Raw genomic sequence first — 17,525 nt, 5'->3', positions numbered from 1 at the left:
GCCCGGGCGGGCGGCGTTCAGGTCAGCGCAGGCCCAGCACCGCGAGCGTCCGGGCGGCCATCGCGGCCTCGCCCCTGGCGTTCGGGTGCACCACGACCGGATTGGTGCCCTGCAGGACCGGTTCGATCCAGCGCACGCCCGGCGCCTGGCACGCGTCGTGGCCTTCGGAGGCCGCCGACAGGTCGACGTAGGTCGCGCCGGTTTCGCCGGCCGTGCGTTCGACGGCGTCGTTCAGCGTGGCCTGGAGGCTGCGCAGGTAGGGCACGTCGCCGGCGGCGATGGGCATCCGGTCGAAGCAGCCGCCGGTGGCGGGCAGGATCCACGGGTAGCCGAGGATTGCCACCTCGGCGTCCGGGGCCTTGTCCCGCACCGCCCGCAGCGCGGTCACCAGCGCCGGGTAGGTCTTGGTCCGGACGGTGTCCTCGAAGCTGGAGCCGTGGATGTCGCGGCACGGGCTGCCCTGGCCGAGCGTGAGGATGCCGGCCGAGCCGCACGCGAGGATCGCGGAGATGAACACGCCGCTGTCGTTGCCGCCGATGGTCATGGTGATCAGGTCGGTGTCCGCGCCGACGGCGTCGAGCTGCGGCGGCACGCCCGGGTACTGGGCGGTGGTGAAGTGCTTGGTCTCCGCGGCGCCGCAGGTGACGTCGGTGAGGTGCGCGCCGGTCTCGGCGGCGAGGACGTGCGGGTAGTTCCGGCTGGAGCGCAGGCACAGCGGCGAGGCGGCCGGATCGGGCGGGAGCACCCCGGAGGCGGCGCTGTAGGAGTCGCCCAGCGCCACGTAGTCCAGGGATTCGGCGTGGGCGGCGGGTGCGGCGAGGGTGGCGGCCGCGGTGGCCGCGGCGAGGAGGACGGCGAGGCGGCGAGGCATGGCTTCTCCCGGGCGTCGTTGACGGGTGCCGAAACTACTGACGAGTAGGTAGCTGATCGTCGGGCATCCGCGAAACGCTTGTCAAGGAGCCCGGTCGCATCCCGCGACCGGACCCTCACCGGTGTGACAAGTCCGCCCTCACGCGCCGTCGTGGATCTTGGCGCCGGCGCGGTCCCGGTCCAGGAGGTGGCGCAGGGCGGCGAGGACCTCCCGCGGTGCCTTCTCCGTCACGAAGTGCCCGGCGCCCGCGATCAGGGTGAGTTCGGCGCGCGGGATCCCGGCGGCGAGTTCCTCGGCGATCGTGGTGCGCAGGTAGTCGTCGCCGGTGCCCCACACGATCGCCGTGGGGCAGGGGATGCGGCCGAGGCCCTCGGCGAGATCGCGGCGGGCGGGGACGCGGTAGTCGCTGAAGTAGTGCAGCAGCCAGCGGGCCCCGTCGGTGCCCCGCATCCAGCCGAGGTAGTCGTCGAGGGTGCCGCGGTCGATCACGTCCTCCCGCAGCGGGGTGCGCAGGCCCGCGCGGTTGATCGCGGCCACGGGCAGGATCTTGGCGAACGGGCCGGCGAGCGGGCTGCGGCCGAGCAGTCCCACCAGGGAGAACACGGCGTACCAAGCGGGCACGAAGGTGCGGTGGGCGCGGCTGTTGAGGATCGCCAGCCGCCGCACGCGGGCGGGGTGGCGCTGGGCGAAGCCGAGGGCGAGAAAGCCGCCGTAGTCGTGGCCGAACAGGTTGCACTCGCCGATGCCGAGGGCGTCCAGGACGCGGCCGAGGCGGGCGACCTCGGTGTCGTAGTCGAACCGCAGATCGGTCCGGCGCTCCGAGGCGCCCCAGCCGAGCCAGTCGAGGGCCAGCACGCGATGGCGCTCGGCGAGTGCGGGGATCTGGTGGCGCCAGGAGCGGTGGTTGGCCGGATAGCCGTGCAGCAGCACGACGGGTTCCGCGGCGGGGTCCCCGAGGTCCAGGTAGGCGAGCCGGGCGCCGTCGACTCGCACCGACCGCATCTCAGCGGGCTGGGACATGGGTTTCCTCCTGGGCCGGGTACCGGCGCGGACCGAGCTTCCAGGAGATGTCCCGGGCCCAGGTTGTCGTCATCCCTGCCTCCGTAGTTCCTGCAATCGTTGCAAAAGTGGGCTCACAGTAGCAGGCGCGCGGAGTTCTTGCAACGGATGCAGGAACGCGTAGGGTGTCCGGCATGGCCACCGGCGACGTCAAGGCACGGGATCCGCGGAAGCAGCGCACGATCGACGCCCTCCTCAAAGCCGCCGAACAGGTCTTCGCCCGCCGCCCGGTCGAGGAGGTGACGGTCGAGGAGATCGCCGAGCGCGCCGGCGTCGCGGTCGGCTCGATCTACAACAACTTCGGTTCGAAGGCCGGCCTGCACGCCGCGGTGGTCGACCGGGCGCTGGACGTGGACCGCGAGTACATGGACCGCGCCTACACGCCGGACCGCTCGCCGGTCGAGCAGCTGGAGGCCGCCGCCGAGCAGTACCTGCGGTTCTACCTGGAGCAGCCGGAGTTCTTCCGGATGCTGGCCTTCCCCGCGCCGCTGGGCAACTACGACGCCGCCGCCGAGACCGCCGCGCGGCTGGCGCGCCGGGTGGACGAGCAGAACGCGCGCATGATCGACGCGATCGAACGGGGCATCGCCGACGGCACGATCCGCTCGCTGGACGCGCGCAAGGCGGCGAAGGTCCTGTGGTCGAGCTGGAACGGCGTGATCAGCCTGGCCTGGCGCCCGGACGAGCTGCGCGAGGACGAACGCGGACTGGCCGGCCTGCTGGCGCTGGCGGCGGACCTGGTCGGCTGGGGCCTGCGGCGGCCCTAGGCGTCGCGGTGGTAGGCGGCGCGCTCGGCGGGTGGCCGGGCCGCGGAAGCGGCCGTGCAGCCCCCCTTTTTCCGCGCCCGGCAGTGTGCTGAGAAGACTCCCTAGGCGTCGCGGTAGAGGTCCAGGCGCTCGGGCAGCTGCCGGAAGCCGGCCGAGCGGTAGGTGGCCACCGCGGCGACGTTGGTGCTCGGGGTGGAGACCAGCGCGCTCGACGAGCCCAGTTCGCGGAGTGCGGCCGCCGCGGCGAGGGTGATCGCCCGGCCGTGGCCGTGCCGCCGGTGGCCGGGGTGCACGCCCACCGGCTCCAGCAACCCGCGCCTGCCCGGGCCGGCCGACCAGACCGCCACCGCCGCCACCGCCGTGCCCCGGTCGTAGGCGAGCAGGCAGCGGGCGTCGGCGAACGGGGCGCCCGCCGCCATCGCGTGCCAGCGCTGCTCGGTGAACGTCGAGCCGTCGAAGGACGCGCGCAGCACGGCGCTCCACGCGGGAGCCTGCTCCGGCCCGGTCACCTCGATCCGCAGGCCCGGGTCCGCCACCGGCTCGGTCAGGTCGCGGACCAGCGGCGTCCACGCCTCGCCGGCGCGCCAGCCGTCCTCGGCGAGCAGGTCCCGGACCAGCGCGCCGGGAGGGGCTTCCAGGAACACCTTGCCCGGCGGCAGGACACCACGCGCCGGGTCGGCGAGGTCGCCGGCCAGCTGCCGGGCCAGCTCCTCGTCCCGGAGCGCGCCCGGTGCGACCGCCAGCCGCAGCAGATCGGGTCCGTCCAGCAGCCCGGCGGCGACGATCCGCCCGTCCCGGCGCCAGGTCCGGACCGCCGCGGCCGTGGCCTCCGCGCCGGAGCGCCAGAACCAGCCGACGTCGCCCGGATGCAGCTGCACCGGCGCGTCGTCGCGCTGCCACTCCCGCAGTGCGGCCACGGCCCCGGCCAGGTCGCCGGCGGCTGGTTTGATCGTCATACCGCCGATCACACACCACCGGGGAGGGTGAGGGCACCCGGTTTTCGGCCGGTCGTGGTTAGGCTGCGGCGCATGGACCTCTTCGCCGGGATCCCGGTCAGCGATTACGCCGCCGCGCGCGAGTGGTACGAGCGGCTGCTGGGACCGATCACCTTCGAGCCGAACGACGTCGAGGCGGTGTGGGAGCTGGCCGAGCACCGCTACGTCTACATCGAGCACCGGCCCGGGCACGCGGGCCACGCGCAGCACACGATCTTCGTCGACGACCTGGACGCGGTGGTCGCCGGAATCGCCGAACGCGGGCTGGAACCGGCCCAGCGCGAGATCTACGACAACGGCGTCCGCAAGATCACCTTCCGCGACCCCGACGGCAACGAGATCGGCTTCGGCGGCGCTCCCGTGGCGTGAGCACCGCCGGGATCTAGAGCATCCCGTGGGCGCGGAACAGCCGGTCGTGGATCTCGCGGATCGTGGCCTGCTTGCGGGCGTTGTAGTCCATCACGGTGCCGCCGCCGGGGATCGCGGCCAGCTTCGCCTCCTGGTAGCGCACGCGGTCGCCGGGATGGGCGCGCAGCCAGTCGCGGAAGAGGCGGTGCCGGATGGTCTCCGGGCAGTCCGGCCCGAACACGTGCAGGTTCACCCGCGGCTCGGCCAGGGTCAGGCAGCGGTGCTCGTGGAAGGACGGCTCCCGGATCGTGAGCACGTACCCCCGCCGCTCCAGCGCGGGCACGTAGGCCTCCTCGGCGCGCGGGTCGGCGACGGTGAGGTCGATGTCGATGACGTCCTTCGCGGCCAGCCCGGGCACCGAGGTCGAGCCGACGTGCTCCAGATCCAGGACGGCCGCCCCGAGCGCCGCGCGGATTCCCGATGCCAGTTCCCGGTAGCGGCGCGGCCAGGCCGGGTCGTGGGGCACGATCCGCACGGTCACCGGCGCGGGCGGGCCGTGCACCCACGGGTTCTCGTCCGGATCGGGGTCGTGGTGGCGGGTGATCCCCGCGAACGTGGCCACCACCCCGAAGCCAGCAGCGCTGGACCCGCCCTTCCAGGGCGTCATCGCCGCGCCGAAAGTGTCCTCTGTGGACTTCGCGCCGAGCGGACCGCCAGGTACGCCAGCAACCCGAACGGCGACAGCAGGATCGTCAGCACCAGGATCGGCGCCAGGAACGCGTGACGCACGTCCCGCTCCCGTGCGTCGAAGTACATCCAGCGGCCGATGAACAGGTCGAAGGCGATCAGGTGCGCCCAGATCGCCGCCGCGCCCTCGGGGGTGCCCAGGAACGCCCGCAGCGTCTCCAGGTCCGGGCGGCTCACCACCGCCCACAGCGTGCCGAAGTCGCCGATCGCGAACACGGTGTAGATCACCAGGGGCGGCAGGACGATCCACGGCGAGGCGATGACCCGCCGCGTGCCGGACCATCCCGGCGCGAGGATCATCAGCGCCCAGAACGGCGCGGCCAGGTAGAAGGTGATCTGGAACAGGCTCGTCGTGCTCACGAGACCCCCGCTTCCACGCGGTCGCGCGAGGCGGCCAGCGCCCAGGACGCGCCCGCCGCGACGGCGACGACCAGCCCGGCCAGCGCCAGCGACGTCCAGGCGTCGGGGCGGATCAGCGGCTGCCCGCGCAATGCCTGCCAGGTCACCAGCGCGACCACGCCGGCGTAGCCGAACCCGGCCACCGCCACCAGCCGCGCCCGCACGACACCGGACTCCAGGCGCGCGAACCTCCGGGCCAGCACGGTCAGCAGGAGCGCGAACAGCGGCAGCACCTGCAGCGCGTGCATGCCCACGAAGTGCGGGATCCGCAGGTCGCCGCCGGTCGTGCTCCACCCGGTGAGCGGCATGCCCGGCCCGCCGTCGGCCACGCCCACGCTGTGCGCGCCGATGAGACCTTCGAACGTGCCGTCCCGCAGCGACCGCGACTGCTCCTCGGTCGGTCCGACCATCAGCGCGCCGAGCCCGATCCCGGCCAGCGACACGACCGCGCCGAGCCGGATCGCCCACCGCGCCGCCGGATCGGCGATCTCCGTGCGCAGCAGCAGGATCGTGAGCACGAGCGTGCCCGTCCACAGCGCCGCGATCGACACGCCCATGATCGCGAACAGGGCGGCGTCGAACGCGGTCGCGGCGTTGAAGTGGCTCGCCCGGCCGCGCACCACCTGCAGCACGATGATCGCGTACTCGACCACCACGATCACCGCGATCGCGGTGGACACCCCGGCGGCCAGGCGCTGTCCCCGGCGCAGCAGCGTGAGCAACCACGCCCAGGTCACGCAGTACACCGCGATCGAGATCGCGAACTTGAGCGGCTTGAGCCAGATCGGCGCGCCGAGCAGGACCCGGTCGTCGAGCGCCAGGCCGGCGAGCGACACCACGGTCATGCCGGCCATGAGCCCGGCGGTCCACATCATCGGGCGGTGCCAGGCCGGGACCCGGCCGAGCAGGGTTGTCATGGTTTCTCCTCCCAGTCGGATAGCGTAACTATCCACTACGGGAAGCTACGCTATCCATCCTGAGAGAGTCCACAGGAAAACCGGTCAGGGCAGGAGCGCCTCGCCGAGTTCGCGCCAGCGCGGCCGCGCGGTCGAGCCCGGCGGGATGCCGATGACCTGCACGGCGACGTGATCCGCGCCCGCCGCCACGTGCCGGCGAAGCTTCTCGGCGATGGTCGCGGTGTCGCCCCAGAACACCAGGTCGTCGACGATCCGGTCGCTGCCGCCGCCGGCGAGGTCGTCCTCGGTGTAGCCCAGCCGCCGGAACTTGGCGACGTTGTACGGCGTGGTCAGGTAGGTGTGCAGGTGCTCCCGCGCGACCGCCCGCGCCTTCGCCGGGTCGGTCTCGAACAGCACCGCGTGCTCGACGGCGAGGAACGCGTCCGGGCCGAGGATCCCGCGTGCCTGGGCGGTGTGCTCGACGTTGACGTGGTAGGTCTGCGCGCCCGCGGCCCGGTCCCGCGCGAGTTCGAGCATCTTCGGCCCGTAGGCGGCCAGGATGCGGCGGATCGGAGCCGCGGACTCCCGCGCGTCCAGCTCGTCGAGGTAGGTGCGCAGGGCGGCCAGCGGTTTCACGCCCGGGTGGGGCGTGCCGCCGAACCCGAGGCCGAGGACGTGCCGGCCGGGGTAGGCGTCGGCCAGCAGGGCGGCCGCGCCGTGTGCCGAGGCCGCCGGGTGCGGCCAGATCTGCGCGATGCCGTTGACGACGCGCAGCCGCTCGGTGGCCGCGAGGAGGACGGCGGCCTGCGTGAACGCCTCGCGGCCGCCGACCTCGGGGAACCAGAAGGCGCGCCAGCCCTGCTCCTCCAGTTCCCGGACCGACTCCCGCATCAGCGCCGCCGGCTGGTGTTCGAAGTCGAACGTGTAGATCCCGAACGTGCCCAGGTCATCCATGTATCGAAGTATCGCAGATTCTCGATATGACCGCGTGCGTGGGCCTCCCGTCCAGGGGAGCGGGGGGCGTCAGAGGGTCTGGCCGAGCACCACGCCCAGCTCGGCGATGCGTTGCTCGTCGCGCTTGTAGTGGGTCCACTTGCCCACGCGGGTGGCGCGCACGAGGCCGGCGCGCTGCAGCTCGGCCAGGTACGCCGACACCGTGGACTGGGCGAGCCCCGCCTTGGCCTGGATGTGGCTCACGCACACCCCGACCTCGGCCGGATCGGCGATCGCCTGGTCCATCGGGAAGTGCCGCTCGGGTTCGCGCAGCCAGGACAGCAGCTGCAGGCGCACCGGATTGGACAGCGCCCGCAGCGCGCGGACGACGTCGGGGTCCGGGGTGACCGCGGCTTCCGTCATGGCGTCCAGGTTATCCGGCGCGACCGTCATCCCGGGCCGCCGGGATGGGCGAGGTCGTAGGCGCGGGAGAGCTTCCGGGGGACCACCATCCGCCACGCGTCCACGACGAGCTCGCGGGCCTCGGCCGGGTCCAGCGCGGCGAGCTCGGCGCGAACCCAGTTGAACCGCATGTCCGGCGCCGACGGCAGCCGGAACTTGTGCGGCTCGCCGGCGACGAGCGCGGCGCGCTCCTCCTTGGGGAACGCGAACTCCATCACCGTTTCGTCGGGGGAGAACGCGACGTAGACGATCTGCCGGACCCGGAACTTCAACCGGCCGCGCACGTACACCGGATACGAGCGCTCGAGCTCCGAGCCCAGCGCGCGAACATCGTCGAGCACAGCCATCCGCACCTCCGCACCCGGTCGCGGGCCGCCCCGTCACCAGTGTGCCGTCCATCCGCGGGCCGGAACTACCCCGGCGCAGGCGGGTTGCGGCGCGCCTTGATGCGCGCGTGCGGCAGCTCCGGCGCCGGCAGCCGGGACACCGCTCCCCGGTAGCCCTCGACCCGGCCGAACTGCTCCGACCCCGCCTGCCAGGCCGCCCGGTAGGCGGCGATCTCCTCGTGGCTGCGGCCCACGAAGTTCCACCACATCACGATCTCCTCGGCGAACGGGGCGCCGCCGGGCGGGAGGACCCGCGCCGGGCCGCTGCCGTCGTTCACCAGCTCCAGCTCACCCGCGCCGGGCGCGAGGCAGGCGAGGTCGCCGTTGCTCAGCTTCCTGCCCGCGACGGTGACCCCGCCGAGGTCCTGCAGCACGCCGTGCTCGAAGGCCGGGTCGACGTCCAGCACGTCGCGCGCGCCGGGGCCGAGCGTGAGTTCGGCGCCGAGCAGGGGAGTGAATGACGGGACCGGCGAGGTGCTGCCGGCGAGGCTGCCCAGGAAGACCCGCACGGCCGCGCCGGGCAGCTCGGCCACCGGCGGCGCGTGGTGGTGGAAGTCCCGCGCGGTGTGCCGGTGCTCGTCCGGCAGCGCGATCCACAGCTGGACACCGTGCAGCGTCGTGGTGTCCGGTGTGGACACCTCCGAGTGCGCGATGCCGTGCCCGCCGGTCATCAGGTTCAGCTCGCCGGGCCGGACCAGCGCGTGCGTGCCGAGGCTGTCGCGATGCTCGATCTGGCCGCTGAACAGCCAGCTCGCGGTCTGCAACCCGGTGTGCGGGTGTGGCGCGACGTCCATGCCGCCGCCCGCGGCGACGTCCTCCGGGCCGTAGTGGTCGGCGAAGCACCACGCGCCGATCAGCGACCGCTGCCGCTGCGGCAGTGTCCGGCGGACCCGCATCGCGCGTGGCCCGCCCAGCGGGACATCGCGCGGCGTCAGGACGGTCACGGTGCGCGCCGCGGCGGGCCGGTCCCCGCACACCAGCTCGGCGGGGTCCGCCTCGACATTGCTCATGGCCTCATCGTGCCACCCGCGCGGTTCAGCGCGTGTCGGCGCGGGGACGGCCCGCCGAGAGCGGGAACAGGCCGAGCACGATCATCCCGACGCCCAGGCCCAGGTGCAGCCAGTTGTCGGCGTCGTTGACCGGCACGAAGTTGGCCGCCGAGCCGTGGTCGATGAGCAGGCCGTAGAGCCACAGCACGAGGTAGACGAGCCCGCCGCCGATGAGGAAGGCGCGGGCGCCGCGCGCGGTGCGGGCCAGCACCAGCCCGGCGACGCCGAACAGCAGGTGCACCAGGTTGTGCAGCACCGACACGGCGAACACGCCGAGCAGCATCGCGCCCGAGTGGTGGCCGGCGAAGGTGAGCTGGTCGTAGTTCGTGGTGAGCCCCGGGATGAACCCGGCGATGCCGACCAGCAGGAACACCACGGCGACGACCGCGGCGAGGATCTGGGTGACGGTGCGGGCGGTGCCCGCGGCGGTGGGGGTGTGCGACATGGTCCTGCCTCCCGGAAGTCGGTTCACCGGGGTGGCTTCCCGGCCGCCGGCGGCCTAACCGTCGGCGAGCGCACGCGGGCCGCTGGTGACCGTGCTCAGCGCGGCCGCGGCTCCGGTCCGGGACGGCGCGGATCCCGGCGGCACGGCAGGCGCCGCCGATGTCCGGGCAGCCCCGGCCGGTGGCCGAGAATGGACGGTCTCAGGTGGACTCCGGCTCGCCGAGGGCGGTCAGGCGGGCGGCCAGGAAGCGGCGGTCGGCGGGGTTCGCGGCCAGGTCGTGCGCCCGCCGGTAGGCCGTGGCGGCCTCGGTGGCGCGGCCGAGCCGGCGCAGCAGGTCCGCGCGGGCGGCGTGGAACAGGTGGTAGCGGTCCAGGCCGTCGATCCGCTCCAGCAGCGCCAGCCCGGCCGCGGGCCCGTCGGTCATCGCGACGGCGACCGCGTGGTTGAGCGCCACCACCGGCGACGGCGCGACCCGCAGCAGTTCGGCGTAGAGCGCGGCGATCCGCGGCCAGTCGGTCTCGCCGGCCGAGCGCGCCTGCGCGTGCAGCGCCGCGATCGCCGCCTGCAGCTGGTACGGGCCGGGCGTGCCGTGTCGCAGCGCGCGGTCCAGCACCCCGACGGCCTCCGCGATCGCGGCCCGGTCCCAGCGGCCGCGGTCCTGGTCGGCCAGCAGGACCACCTCGCCGGTGGGGGAGTGCCGCGCGGCGGCCCGCGAGTCGTGCAGCAGGAGCAGCGCGACCAGCCCGAGTGCTTCCGGCTCGTCCGGCATGAGGGCGGCGATCAGCTTGGCGAGGCGGATCGCCTCGGCGCGCAGCGTGCCCGCCTCCGCGGGCGCGGCCGTGTAGCCCTGCGTGAAGATCAGGTACACCACCGCCAGCACCCCGGACAGCCGCTCCGGCAGCAGGTGGTCGGCCGGCACGGCGAAGCTGATCCCGGCGTCGCGGATCTTGCGCTTGGCCCGCACCAGCCGCTGCGCCAGCGTCGCCTCCGGCACCAGGAACACGCGCGCGATCTCCGCCGCGGTCAGCCCGGCCACGGCCTGCAGCGTGAGCGCGACGCGGGCCTCGGGCGCCAGTGCCGGGTGGCAGCAGGTGAAGATCAGGCTCAGCCGCTCGTCACCGATGGCGAGCAGGCGTTCCGCGCCGGGCTCGCTCATCGCGGGCCACCCGGCGCCGGCCCGCTCCTCCTTCTCCCGGCCCGCCCGCTCCCGCCGCAGCCGGTCGATGGCCCGGTTCCGGGCGGTGGTGAGCAGCCACGCGACCGGATCGCCGGGCACCGTCTCCCGCCACGCGCGCAACGCCAGCGCGCACGCGTCCTGCAGCGCGTCCTCGGCCAGCTCGAAATCGCCGAGCACCCGGACCAGCGCGGCCAGCATCCGTGCGCGGTGCTCGCGGTAGACGCGCCCGACCGCCTCAGCCGGCACCGGAGGGCGCGGGGCTGTGGCCGACACCGGGCACGTGCGCCAGCGGCCGGACCTCGATGGTGCCGCTCTCGGCGAACGGGCACAGCGCGGCCAGCTCCAGCGCCTCGTCGAGGTCCCGGCAGTCCAGCACGTAGTAGCCGCCCAGGTGCTCGTGCGTCTCCACGAACGGCCCGTCGGTGATCAGCGTCCGCCCCTCGCGCACGGCCACCGTCGTCGCGGTGTGCACGTCCTGCACCGGGTCGCCGGCGACCAGCACGCCACGCCGCCGCAGCTCGTCGGCGAACGCCGTCACCCGGGCCAGGGCTTCGGCGAAGCCCGGATCCGGCGGTTGCGGCCGCTCGCAGTTGTAGATCATCAGCAGGTAGCGCATCCGTCCTCCCCGTCGTCCTCATCCGAAGATGACGAACGGGATGCCCCTGACTCGACAGCCCGCCGGGAGATTCTCGCCCGGGCGCGCGGGAAAAGCACGAGGGCACGGCCGCGCGCGGCGGCCGTGCCCTCGTCGTCCCGGGCGCTCAGCGCGGGGTGTAGGTGAGGCAGTTGGCGGCGTGACCGCCGGTACCCGGCCCGACCCGGACGCCCGAGGCGGTGCACTCGAGCGAGGAGTTGTACGTGCAGTCGGTGCGCGAGCAGGCGCCGACCTGCGCGACGACCCGGTCCAGGCCGCCCTTGGTGTTCAGCGGCACGAAGGTGCCGCAGTCCGCCGAGCCGTTCTCGCCCATGACGGTGATGGCGAAGGCGTGGCATCCGTCGTGGTTGTACGAGCACCCGGTGACGGTGCACTCGGCCACAGCGGGCATCTCGGTGCTGGTCATAACCGCTCCTCACGACAGGGTGGTGGGACATCGTCCGGTACCCCGGACAATGCCACCGCCGGGCGTGCGCGGCAATTCGGCGGGATTTAGGTGAGCCTATCCTTGAAGGTGCGGTTTGCGCTGGTGGGAGCGCGGACGAGAATTGCGGGAGGGCGCCCCCGGAAATGATTCCCGCCCCTTCGGGTGATTGTCCGTACCACTGTTGTCCACTGTAGACGATCGCCTGGTGGCGGGATAATTCCCAACCATGATCACCCGGTTCCCGTGTGAAAAATTCTCGAATTTTTCGTCCTCATGATCCGGTTCGTCGCGTAGGCTCCTCGCGTTTGTGTCGGCTTCACCGAGGAGTTTGCGTGCGCCCGCGTCACTGGGGTTCGTTGTTGTCCGTCGTCGCGGCCGTCGCGCTCGTGGTGTCCGCGCCCGCCGCGGCGCAGCCCGGGGCGGGGCCGGTCGAGCCGAAGGCGTCCACCGTGGCGCTCGCGAACGCGCCCGAGGTGGCGCCGGGCGCGCGGGAGGTCGCGGCGCGGGAAGGGTTTTCGCTGGCCGGGCTGAGCTGGCGGGGCGCGGCGCCGGAGAAGGTGTCGGTGCGGTGGCGGTCGCAGCGCGGCGCGTGGAGCGACTGGCGCGCCGTGGACCGGCAGGACTCGGGCCGCGACGGGGTGGCGGCGCCGTCCACGACCGAGCCGATCTGGACCGGCCCGGCCGACCGGCTGCAGGTGCGCGCCGAACGCGGCGGCGTGCCGGTGACCGGCGAGCTGTCCGCCGTGCTGGTCGATCCCGGGACCTCCCCGGCGGATGCGACGGTGGCGCAGGCGTCGGGGGTGCCGTCGATGCCGGCCGTGGTGACGCGGGCGCAGTGGGGCGCCGACGAATCGCTGATGACCTGGACGCCGGAGTACGCGCCCACCGTCAAGGCCGTGACGCTGCACCACACCGACAACAGCAACGACTACACCTGCGAGGAGTCGGCGTCGCTGGTGCGGGGCATCTACTACTACCACGCGGTCACCAACGGCTGGGGCGACATCGGCTACAACGCCCTGGTCGACAAGTGCGGCACCGTGTTCGAGGGCCGCGCGGGCGGGCTGAACCTGCCCACGATCGGCGCGCACGCGGGCGGGTTCAACACGTCCACGTTCGGCATCGCGATGCTCGGCACGCACAGCACGGTCGCGCCGAGCGAGGCGACGCTGGACGCGGTGGCGCGGATGACCGCGTGGAAGCTCGGCAACGGCTACACCGACCCGTCCGGTTCGACCACGCTGGTCAGCCGGGGCGGCGGCACGTCGAAGTACCCGGCGGGCACCGAGGTGACGCTGCCGACCGTGTTCGGGCACCGGGACGTGGGCGCCACCGAGTGCCCCGGCAACTCCGGCTACGCGCAGCTGCCTGCCCTGCGCACGCGCGCCACCGAACTGGCCGGCGACTGGCGGTCCGGCGCGGTGCACCAGAAGTGGGTGGCGGTCGGGACGGCCGCGGCGGGCCCGGTGTACGCGGTCGAGACGGACTGGCCGGGCGGTGGCCGGGCGACGACGTTCGGCGGTGGCGGGTCGACCATCGCGTGGCGGTCCGACCTGGGCGCCTACTGGGTGCACGGCGCCATCCACGGCACGTTCACCGCGCTGGGCGGGCAGTCGCTGTTCGGGTACCCGACGACGGACGAGCGGGGCACGCCCGACGGGGTGGGCCGCTACAACCACTTCAGCGAGAACGCCTCGATCTACTTCACCCCGGACACCGGCGCGCGCGGCATCCACGGGCCGATCCGCGACAAGTGGGCCGCGCGCGGCTGGGAGACCGGGCTCGGGTACCCGCGCACCGATCAGAGGGTCACGCCGGACGGGGTGGGGCGGTACAACCACTTCACCGGGAACGCGTCGATCTACTGGACCTCGGGCACCGGCGCGCAGGCGATCCAGGGCGCGATCCGCGACACCTGGTCGGCGCTGGGCTGGGAGGCGGGCCCGCTGGCCTACCCGACGACCGACGAGCGGGGCACGCCGGACGGGGTGGGCCGGTACAACCACTTCACCGGCAGCGGCGGCGGGTCGATCTACTGGACGCCGGGCACCGGCGCGCGGGCGATCTACGGCGCGATCCGGGCGCGGTGGAGCGCGCTGGGCTGGGAGGCGGGCCCGCTCGGCTACCCGACGACGAACGAGCTGGTGACGCCGGACGGGGTGGGACGGTACAACCACTTCAACGGCAGCGGCGGCGGGTCGGTGTACTGGTCGCCGGGCACGGGCGCGCACGCCATCTACGGCGCGATCCGCTCCCACTGGGCGTCGCTGGGCTGGGAGAAGTCCTGGCTGGGCTACCCGACGAGCGACGAGTACGCCGTGGCGGGCGGCCGCCGGAACGACTTCCAGGGCGGCTACATCGTCTTCTCGTTCGCCACCGGCAAGGCGGTGGCGTACCGGTACTGAGCCGGGGGATGGGCTCTGGCGGTCAGTGGGGCGGTCGCTTGGCCTGCGCCGGTCGCTGATCGGTAAGAGCCGCCGCTGCCTCGCGGCGGCTCTTACCCGCGCCGTCCGAGCCCATCAAGCTGCTCGCCCCTGCCTCCGCACGCGACTCGGCCGCTCCGGTCCGCGGCCGCAGCGGCTCATCCGGCCGCCTGATTCAACCGCTCCCGCTCCGCGCCCGGGGCGCCGAACGGATCACATCTCCCACCTATCTAGCAGTGCTAGCGCTTCTGTCGCCGACACGCTAGTGTCGATTACGTACCTAGCAACGCTAGCAAGGAGATGAAGATGCTCACCCCGGTCGCCTACGGGCTCGCCATCCTGCTCAACCTGCTGCTCGTGTTCATCGGCGCGCGGTTCCTGTTCACGCCCCGCGCCGCCGCGGCCGGCTACGGCGTCCCCGCCCGGACCGGCGGCGACCCGGCCTACCTGACGATCAAGGGGCTGCGCGACGGTGGCTACGGCCTCGTCGGCCTGGCCCTGCTGGCCTTCGCCGGACCGCACGCCGAGGCCTGGTTCATGCTGGTCGTCGCGCTGCTCCCGTTCGGTGACACGGTCGTCGTGCTGCGCAATGGCGGGCCCAAGGCGGTCGCGTTCGGCGTCCACTTCGCGACCGCCGTCGTCATCCTGCTCAGCGCCGTGCTGCTGTTCCTGGTGTGAACGGCACGACCTGCCCGAACCGCACCAGCTCGCCGTAGTGCTCGGGCTTCCCGGGCTCGAGCACGAGGTCCAGCAGGGCAATCGCGGCCGTGGCGGGCGTCGGCGCGTCGCTGACGTCCCACCACAGCGCGGAGGTCGGGGTGTTGATCATCCCCGGGCACACCGCCGCCAGCAGGATCCCGCGCGTCAGGTCGCCGTCCCGGCGCTGCGAGGCGAGGGCGCGCACGGCCGCGACCTGGGCGATCTTGGACGGGATGTTCACGAAACCCGGCCAGGCGCCGGAGCGGGCGCTGCCGTCCTTGACCGCGTCCCGCCACGCGGCGACCTGCTCGTCCACCTCGTCGAGCGCGGTCAGGCCGTCGAAGTGGTGGTGCAGCACCGGCGCGAGCTGCTTCAGCGTGCCCAGCGAGCTGGCCACCACGATGAGGCTGCCGTCGTCGCGCACCAGCGGCGCGAACGCCCGCAACAGCCGCGTGGTGCCGAAGTTGTTGACCTCGGTGTAGGTGTCGATGATCGCGCGCGGGTCGTCGTCCGGGCCGACGCGCATGACGGCGTTGCCGAAGACGATGTCGACGCCACCGTGCCGCTCCCGGACCAGATCGGCGAACCGGGCGGCGGCTTCCGGGTCGCCCACGTCGAAGACCTCGCCGCGGACGTGGGCACCACCGGCGGGCATCGCCTCCACCGCCTGCTGGATCCGCTCGTGGTCACGCCCGGTCAGGTACACGGTGTCCCCTGTGGACAGACGCTGCGCGAGACCTTCGACCAGTGCGAGGCCGAGACCCTGGGTGGCGCCGGTGACAACTGCGACTCTGTTCATGCCTCCGACGTTAGGAACCCCGGAGCCATCCGGGTAGCGAAAGTTCCGCACCTGGGGTATTCCTGTTCATCATGGCCTTCACCGATGCCTCCCTCACCGCGCTGCGGGTTTTCCGGGAGGTGGCCGAGCGGGGCACGCTGACCGCCGCCGCGGCCGCGCTGGGCTACACGCAGTCCGCGGTGTCCCGGCAGATCGCGTCGCTCGAACGCGCCGCCGGGGCGCCGCTGCTGGAACGGCGGCACGACGGCGTGCGGCTGACTCCCGCCGGCCGGGTGGTGGTGCGCCGCGCGGCGAGCGTCGTCGACCAGATCGACGCCACCGCGCGGGAGCTGGCCGGCCTGCCCGACGAGCACAGCACGGTGCGGTTCGGCTGGTTCGCCAGCGCCGGGGCCGGACTGGTGCCGCAGGCGCTGGTCGCGTTGCGCGAGACCCACCCGGCGATCACCGTGGTGACCCGCGAGGGTAGTACCCCGGCGCTGGTACGCGCGTTGCGTGCCGGAACGCTGGACCTGGCGCTGATCGCGGCCGCGCCGCCGTTCCGGCCGCCGGACAGCGAAACGCCGGCGCTGGAACTGCGGACGCTCGCCGAACGCGGACTGTGCGTCGCCGTGCCCGCCACGCATCCGCTGGCGCGCGGCGACTTCGTGGACATCGCGGATCTGCACGGCCAGCGGTGGATCGCGGGCGCGGGCGGCGACAAGGTGATGGGGGTGTGGCCGGGCCTCGACGAGCGGCCCGAGATCGCCCACACGGCGCGCGACTGGCTGGCGAAGCTGAACCTGGTCGCCGCGGGCTGCGGCATCACGACGGCGCCCGCGTCGCTCGCCGCGGTGGCGCCGGCGTTCGTGCGGATCCTCCCGGTGCACGGCGGCCCGTCCGAACAACGGCGGCTGATGCTCGCGCGGCTGCCCGGCGCACTGCCCCAGGCGGTGGCGCGGGTGGCGGAGGCGCTGCGCCTGGCGGCAGTGGAGGCGCCGGCGCTGTCGTGAGGTGGGCGGGCTGGCGTGAGGCCGGTTGCCGCTGGCGTTGCGCGGTGCCGGCCGGTGGGGAGCGGAGTGGGGGTGCGTGGGCTGTCGTGAGCCGGCCGCTCGCCGGTGTGGGTGGTTGCGGCCGTTGTGCTGGCTGTGCGTGGTGCTGGGCCGGTGGCGGAGGTGCGGGCCGGTCGTGAGGTCCGCTGCAGTGGTGGGCGGCCGCCGCTTTCCCGGCTCGGTGCGAGTGGTGTCCGCGGTGCGGTCGTCGCTGCGTGTGCCTGGTTGGGGGCGGAACGCCTAGGCTGCTCCCATGAGCGTGCCATCCACCGATCTCGCTGCGACGCGGGCCTTCTTCGGGCCGCGGGCGGCGGCCTGGGAGCTGAAGTTCCCCGACGACGGGCCGCGCTACCGGCGTGCCGTCGCCGAGCTGGGCCCGCCGGTGGGTGGGGCGGTGGCCGACATCGCTTGCGGCACGGGGCGCGCGCTGCCGGAGTTGCGGGACGCAGTCGGTCCGGAAGGGACGGTCATCGGGGTCGATGTGACGCCCGAGATGCTCGCCGAGGCCACCGTGCGCGGGCGCCATCGCCTTGCGGCGCTGGTGCTCGGGGACGCGGTGCACCTTCCGTTGCGGTCCGGGGTGCTGGACGCGGTGTTCGCCGCGGGGCTCGTGTCGCACCTGGCCGATCCGGTGGCCGGGTTGCGGGAGCTGGCCCGGGTCTGCCGGCCGGGTGGGCGCCTCGCGTTGTTCCATCCGGTCGGGCGCGCGGCACTCGCGCGGCGGCAGGGCCGGGAGCTGACCCCGGAGGACCTGCGCGCCGAGCCGAACATCCGCGCCGCCCTCACCGCGGCCGGCTGGCGCCTCGACACCATCGACGACGGCGCGGACCGCTACCTGGTCCTGGCCACCGCGAAGGGGTGACCGCTCCGGGGCGCGTGACCACCCGGCACCGGGGACGCGCCGGTAGTGGGGGAGTCAGGTGGTGTGCTCGGCCGGCCGAACGGCCCGGCACCGCAGAA

At 73.7% G+C, this 17,525-nt stretch carries 21 protein-coding genes; 6 read left to right on the top strand and 15 right to left on the bottom strand.

All coding sequences use genetic code 11. From position 1 onward, the window contains the following. Positions 1-22: 22 nt before the first annotated feature. Together D0D28_RS03160 and D0D28_RS03155 are read right to left on the bottom strand one after the other, a co-directional pair. On the bottom strand, positions 23-871 hold the full coding sequence (locus D0D28_RS03160) for an SGNH/GDSL hydrolase family protein (RefSeq protein ID WP_116109652.1): 849 nt from the start codon (positions 869-871) through the stop codon (positions 23-25). Positions 872-1,009: 138 nt separating this feature from the next. After that, entirely contained in the window at positions 1,010-1,891 is an 882-nt protein-coding gene (locus D0D28_RS03155) for an alpha/beta fold hydrolase (protein ID WP_162830964.1), read from the bottom strand. A gap of 173 nt (positions 1,892-2,064) precedes the next feature. Between D0D28_RS03155 and D0D28_RS03150 the strand changes: the two genes are divergently transcribed. After that, the gene (locus D0D28_RS03150) at positions 2,065-2,697 is read left to right on the top strand and encodes a TetR/AcrR family transcriptional regulator (protein ID WP_116109736.1); all 633 of its coding nucleotides are present in this window, start codon (positions 2,065-2,067) and stop codon (positions 2,695-2,697) included. 101 nt (positions 2,698-2,798) lie between these two features. Here the strand turns inward: D0D28_RS03150 and D0D28_RS03145 are convergent, their stop codons facing one another. Further along, the gene (locus tag D0D28_RS03145) at positions 2,799-3,653 is read right to left on the bottom strand and encodes a GNAT family N-acetyltransferase (protein WP_116109651.1); all 855 of its coding nucleotides are present in this window, start codon (positions 3,651-3,653) and stop codon (positions 2,799-2,801) included. Between the two features lie 72 nt (positions 3,654-3,725). On the opposite strand from D0D28_RS03145, the gene D0D28_RS03140 reads away from it, so the two are divergent. Further along, a complete protein-coding gene (locus D0D28_RS03140) occupies positions 3,726-4,061 on the top strand; it encodes a VOC family protein (protein WP_094002769.1) in 336 nt (111 codons plus the stop codon). Between the two features lie 13 nt (positions 4,062-4,074). On the opposite strand, the gene D0D28_RS03135 is transcribed toward D0D28_RS03140, so the two are convergent. From D0D28_RS03135 to D0D28_RS03085, 11 genes are all read right to left on the bottom strand, one after another. Further along, positions 4,075-4,707 (bottom strand): GrpB family protein, encoded by a 633-nt coding sequence (locus tag D0D28_RS03135; RefSeq protein WP_240323071.1) that lies wholly within the window; start codon positions 4,705-4,707, stop codon positions 4,075-4,077. After that, complete coding sequence (locus D0D28_RS03130; RefSeq protein WP_116109650.1) at positions 4,704-5,147, bottom strand: ABA4-like family protein; 444 nt, start codon at positions 5,145-5,147, stop codon at positions 4,704-4,706. Before D0D28_RS03130 ends, D0D28_RS03135 begins: the two co-directional genes overlap by 4 nt. Next, a complete protein-coding gene (locus D0D28_RS03125; RefSeq protein ID WP_116109649.1) occupies positions 5,144-6,103 on the bottom strand; it encodes a hypothetical protein in 960 nt (319 codons plus the stop codon). The genes D0D28_RS03130 and D0D28_RS03125 overlap by 4 nt, the downstream gene beginning before the upstream one ends. A gap of 84 nt (positions 6,104-6,187) precedes the next feature. Then, positions 6,188-7,036 carry a TIGR03620 family F420-dependent LLM class oxidoreductase gene (locus D0D28_RS03120; protein ID WP_116109648.1) on the bottom strand — a complete coding sequence of 283 codons (849 nt, stop codon included), beginning with the start codon at positions 7,034-7,036 and terminating at the stop codon, positions 6,188-6,190. Between the two features lie 69 nt (positions 7,037-7,105). Beyond that, entirely contained in the window at positions 7,106-7,438 is a 333-nt protein-coding gene (locus tag D0D28_RS03115; protein ID WP_116109647.1) for an ArsR/SmtB family transcription factor, read from the bottom strand. 26 nt (positions 7,439-7,464) lie between these two features. After that, the gene (locus D0D28_RS03110) at positions 7,465-7,824 is read right to left on the bottom strand and encodes an MmcQ/YjbR family DNA-binding protein (RefSeq protein ID WP_116109646.1); all 360 of its coding nucleotides are present in this window, start codon (positions 7,822-7,824) and stop codon (positions 7,465-7,467) included. A 65-nt stretch (positions 7,825-7,889) separates the two neighbouring features. Further along, the gene (locus D0D28_RS03105) at positions 7,890-8,873 is read right to left on the bottom strand and encodes a pirin family protein (protein WP_116109645.1); all 984 of its coding nucleotides are present in this window, start codon (positions 8,871-8,873) and stop codon (positions 7,890-7,892) included. A 25-nt stretch (positions 8,874-8,898) separates the two neighbouring features. Further along, entirely contained in the window at positions 8,899-9,357 is a 459-nt protein-coding gene (locus tag D0D28_RS03100; RefSeq protein ID WP_094002776.1) for a DUF4383 domain-containing protein, read from the bottom strand. A 199-nt stretch (positions 9,358-9,556) separates the two neighbouring features. Beyond that, a complete protein-coding gene (locus tag D0D28_RS03095; protein WP_233157001.1) occupies positions 9,557-10,732 on the bottom strand; it encodes an RNA polymerase sigma factor in 1,176 nt (391 codons plus the stop codon). 37 nt (positions 10,733-10,769) lie between these two features. Then, positions 10,770-11,150: a YciI family protein gene (locus D0D28_RS03090; protein WP_094002778.1), complete on the bottom strand. Its 381-nt coding sequence runs from the start codon at positions 11,148-11,150 to the stop codon at positions 10,770-10,772. 145 nt (positions 11,151-11,295) lie between these two features. Next, positions 11,296-11,595, bottom strand: a complete 300-nt coding sequence (locus D0D28_RS03085) for a DUF1540 domain-containing protein (RefSeq protein WP_094002779.1) — start codon at positions 11,593-11,595, stop codon at positions 11,296-11,298. Between the two features lie 353 nt (positions 11,596-11,948). On the opposite strand from D0D28_RS03085, the gene D0D28_RS03080 reads away from it, so the two are divergent. Beyond that, a complete protein-coding gene (locus D0D28_RS03080; protein WP_240323070.1) occupies positions 11,949-14,021 on the top strand; it encodes an N-acetylmuramoyl-L-alanine amidase in 2,073 nt (690 codons plus the stop codon). Between the two features lie 324 nt (positions 14,022-14,345). Next, entirely contained in the window at positions 14,346-14,717 is a 372-nt protein-coding gene (locus tag D0D28_RS03075) for a DUF4267 domain-containing protein (protein ID WP_094002859.1), read from the top strand. Here the strand turns inward: D0D28_RS03075 and D0D28_RS03070 are convergent. Beyond that, the gene (locus tag D0D28_RS03070; RefSeq protein WP_094002781.1) at positions 14,689-15,537 is read right to left on the bottom strand and encodes an SDR family NAD(P)-dependent oxidoreductase; all 849 of its coding nucleotides are present in this window, start codon (positions 15,535-15,537) and stop codon (positions 14,689-14,691) included. The two genes, D0D28_RS03075 and D0D28_RS03070, sit on opposite strands and share 29 nt — an antisense overlap. 71 nt (positions 15,538-15,608) lie before the next feature. Between D0D28_RS03070 and D0D28_RS03065 the strand changes: the two genes are divergently transcribed. Next, on the top strand, positions 15,609-16,526 hold the full coding sequence (locus D0D28_RS03065; RefSeq protein ID WP_116109643.1) for a LysR family transcriptional regulator: 918 nt from the start codon (positions 15,609-15,611) through the stop codon (positions 16,524-16,526). Positions 16,527-16,818: 292 nt separating this feature from the next. Beyond that, positions 16,819-17,427: a class I SAM-dependent methyltransferase gene (locus D0D28_RS03060; RefSeq protein WP_116109642.1), complete on the top strand. Its 609-nt coding sequence runs from the start codon at positions 16,819-16,821 to the stop codon at positions 17,425-17,427. The last annotated feature ends 98 nt before the right edge of the window (positions 17,428-17,525 follow it).

The sequence above is a fragment of the Amycolatopsis ruanii genome, from assembly GCF_003385175.1.
GTDB lineage: Bacteria > Actinomycetota > Actinomycetes > Mycobacteriales > Pseudonocardiaceae > Amycolatopsis_E > Amycolatopsis_E thermalba.
Note: the sequence above shows the minus strand (reverse complement) of the source record. Positions and strands in the feature narration are given on the sequence as shown.

What these genes read in the sequence shown, in the direction of transcription:
- D0D28_RS03140 (WP_094002769.1), top strand. Translation starts at nt 3,726, where the DNA reads ATGGACCTCTTCGCCGGGATCCCGGTCAGCGATTACGCCGCCGCGCGC.
- D0D28_RS03095 (WP_233157001.1), bottom strand. Translation starts at nt 10,732, where the DNA reads ATGCTGGCCGCGCTGGTCCGGGTGCTCGGCGATTTCGAGCTGGCCGAG.
- D0D28_RS03065 (WP_116109643.1), top strand. Translation starts at nt 15,609, where the DNA reads ATGGCCTTCACCGATGCCTCCCTCACCGCGCTGCGGGTTTTCCGGGAG.
- D0D28_RS03075 (WP_094002859.1), top strand. Translation starts at nt 14,346, where the DNA reads ATGCTCACCCCGGTCGCCTACGGGCTCGCCATCCTGCTCAACCTGCTG.
- D0D28_RS03150 (WP_116109736.1), top strand. Translation starts at nt 2,065, where the DNA reads ATGGCCACCGGCGACGTCAAGGCACGGGATCCGCGGAAGCAGCGCACG.
- D0D28_RS03090 (WP_094002778.1), bottom strand. Translation starts at nt 11,150, where the DNA reads ATGCGCTACCTGCTGATGATCTACAACTGCGAGCGGCCGCAACCGCCG.
- D0D28_RS03120 (WP_116109648.1), bottom strand. Translation starts at nt 7,036, where the DNA reads ATGGATGACCTGGGCACGTTCGGGATCTACACGTTCGACTTCGAACAC.
- D0D28_RS03145 (WP_116109651.1), bottom strand. Translation starts at nt 3,653, where the DNA reads ATGACGATCAAACCAGCCGCCGGCGACCTGGCCGGGGCCGTGGCCGCA.
- D0D28_RS03100 (WP_094002776.1), bottom strand. Translation starts at nt 9,357, where the DNA reads ATGTCGCACACCCCCACCGCCGCGGGCACCGCCCGCACCGTCACCCAG.
- D0D28_RS03115 (WP_116109647.1), bottom strand. Translation starts at nt 7,438, where the DNA reads ATGACGGAAGCCGCGGTCACCCCGGACCCCGACGTCGTCCGCGCGCTG.
- D0D28_RS03135 (WP_240323071.1), bottom strand. Translation starts at nt 4,707, where the DNA reads ATGACGCCCTGGAAGGGCGGGTCCAGCGCTGCTGGCTTCGGGGTGGTG.
- D0D28_RS03060 (WP_116109642.1), top strand. Translation starts at nt 16,819, where the DNA reads ATGAGCGTGCCATCCACCGATCTCGCTGCGACGCGGGCCTTCTTCGGG.
- D0D28_RS03085 (WP_094002779.1), bottom strand. Translation starts at nt 11,595, where the DNA reads ATGACCAGCACCGAGATGCCCGCTGTGGCCGAGTGCACCGTCACCGGG.
- D0D28_RS03160 (WP_116109652.1), bottom strand. Translation starts at nt 871, where the DNA reads ATGCCTCGCCGCCTCGCCGTCCTCCTCGCCGCGGCCACCGCGGCCGCC.
- D0D28_RS03155 (WP_162830964.1), bottom strand. Translation starts at nt 1,891, where the DNA reads ATGTCCCAGCCCGCTGAGATGCGGTCGGTGCGAGTCGACGGCGCCCGG.
- D0D28_RS03110 (WP_116109646.1), bottom strand. Translation starts at nt 7,824, where the DNA reads ATGGCTGTGCTCGACGATGTTCGCGCGCTGGGCTCGGAGCTCGAGCGC.
- D0D28_RS03125 (WP_116109649.1), bottom strand. Translation starts at nt 6,103, where the DNA reads ATGACAACCCTGCTCGGCCGGGTCCCGGCCTGGCACCGCCCGATGATG.
- D0D28_RS03070 (WP_094002781.1), bottom strand. Translation starts at nt 15,537, where the DNA reads ATGAACAGAGTCGCAGTTGTCACCGGCGCCACCCAGGGTCTCGGCCTC.
- D0D28_RS03105 (WP_116109645.1), bottom strand. Translation starts at nt 8,873, where the DNA reads ATGAGCAATGTCGAGGCGGACCCCGCCGAGCTGGTGTGCGGGGACCGG.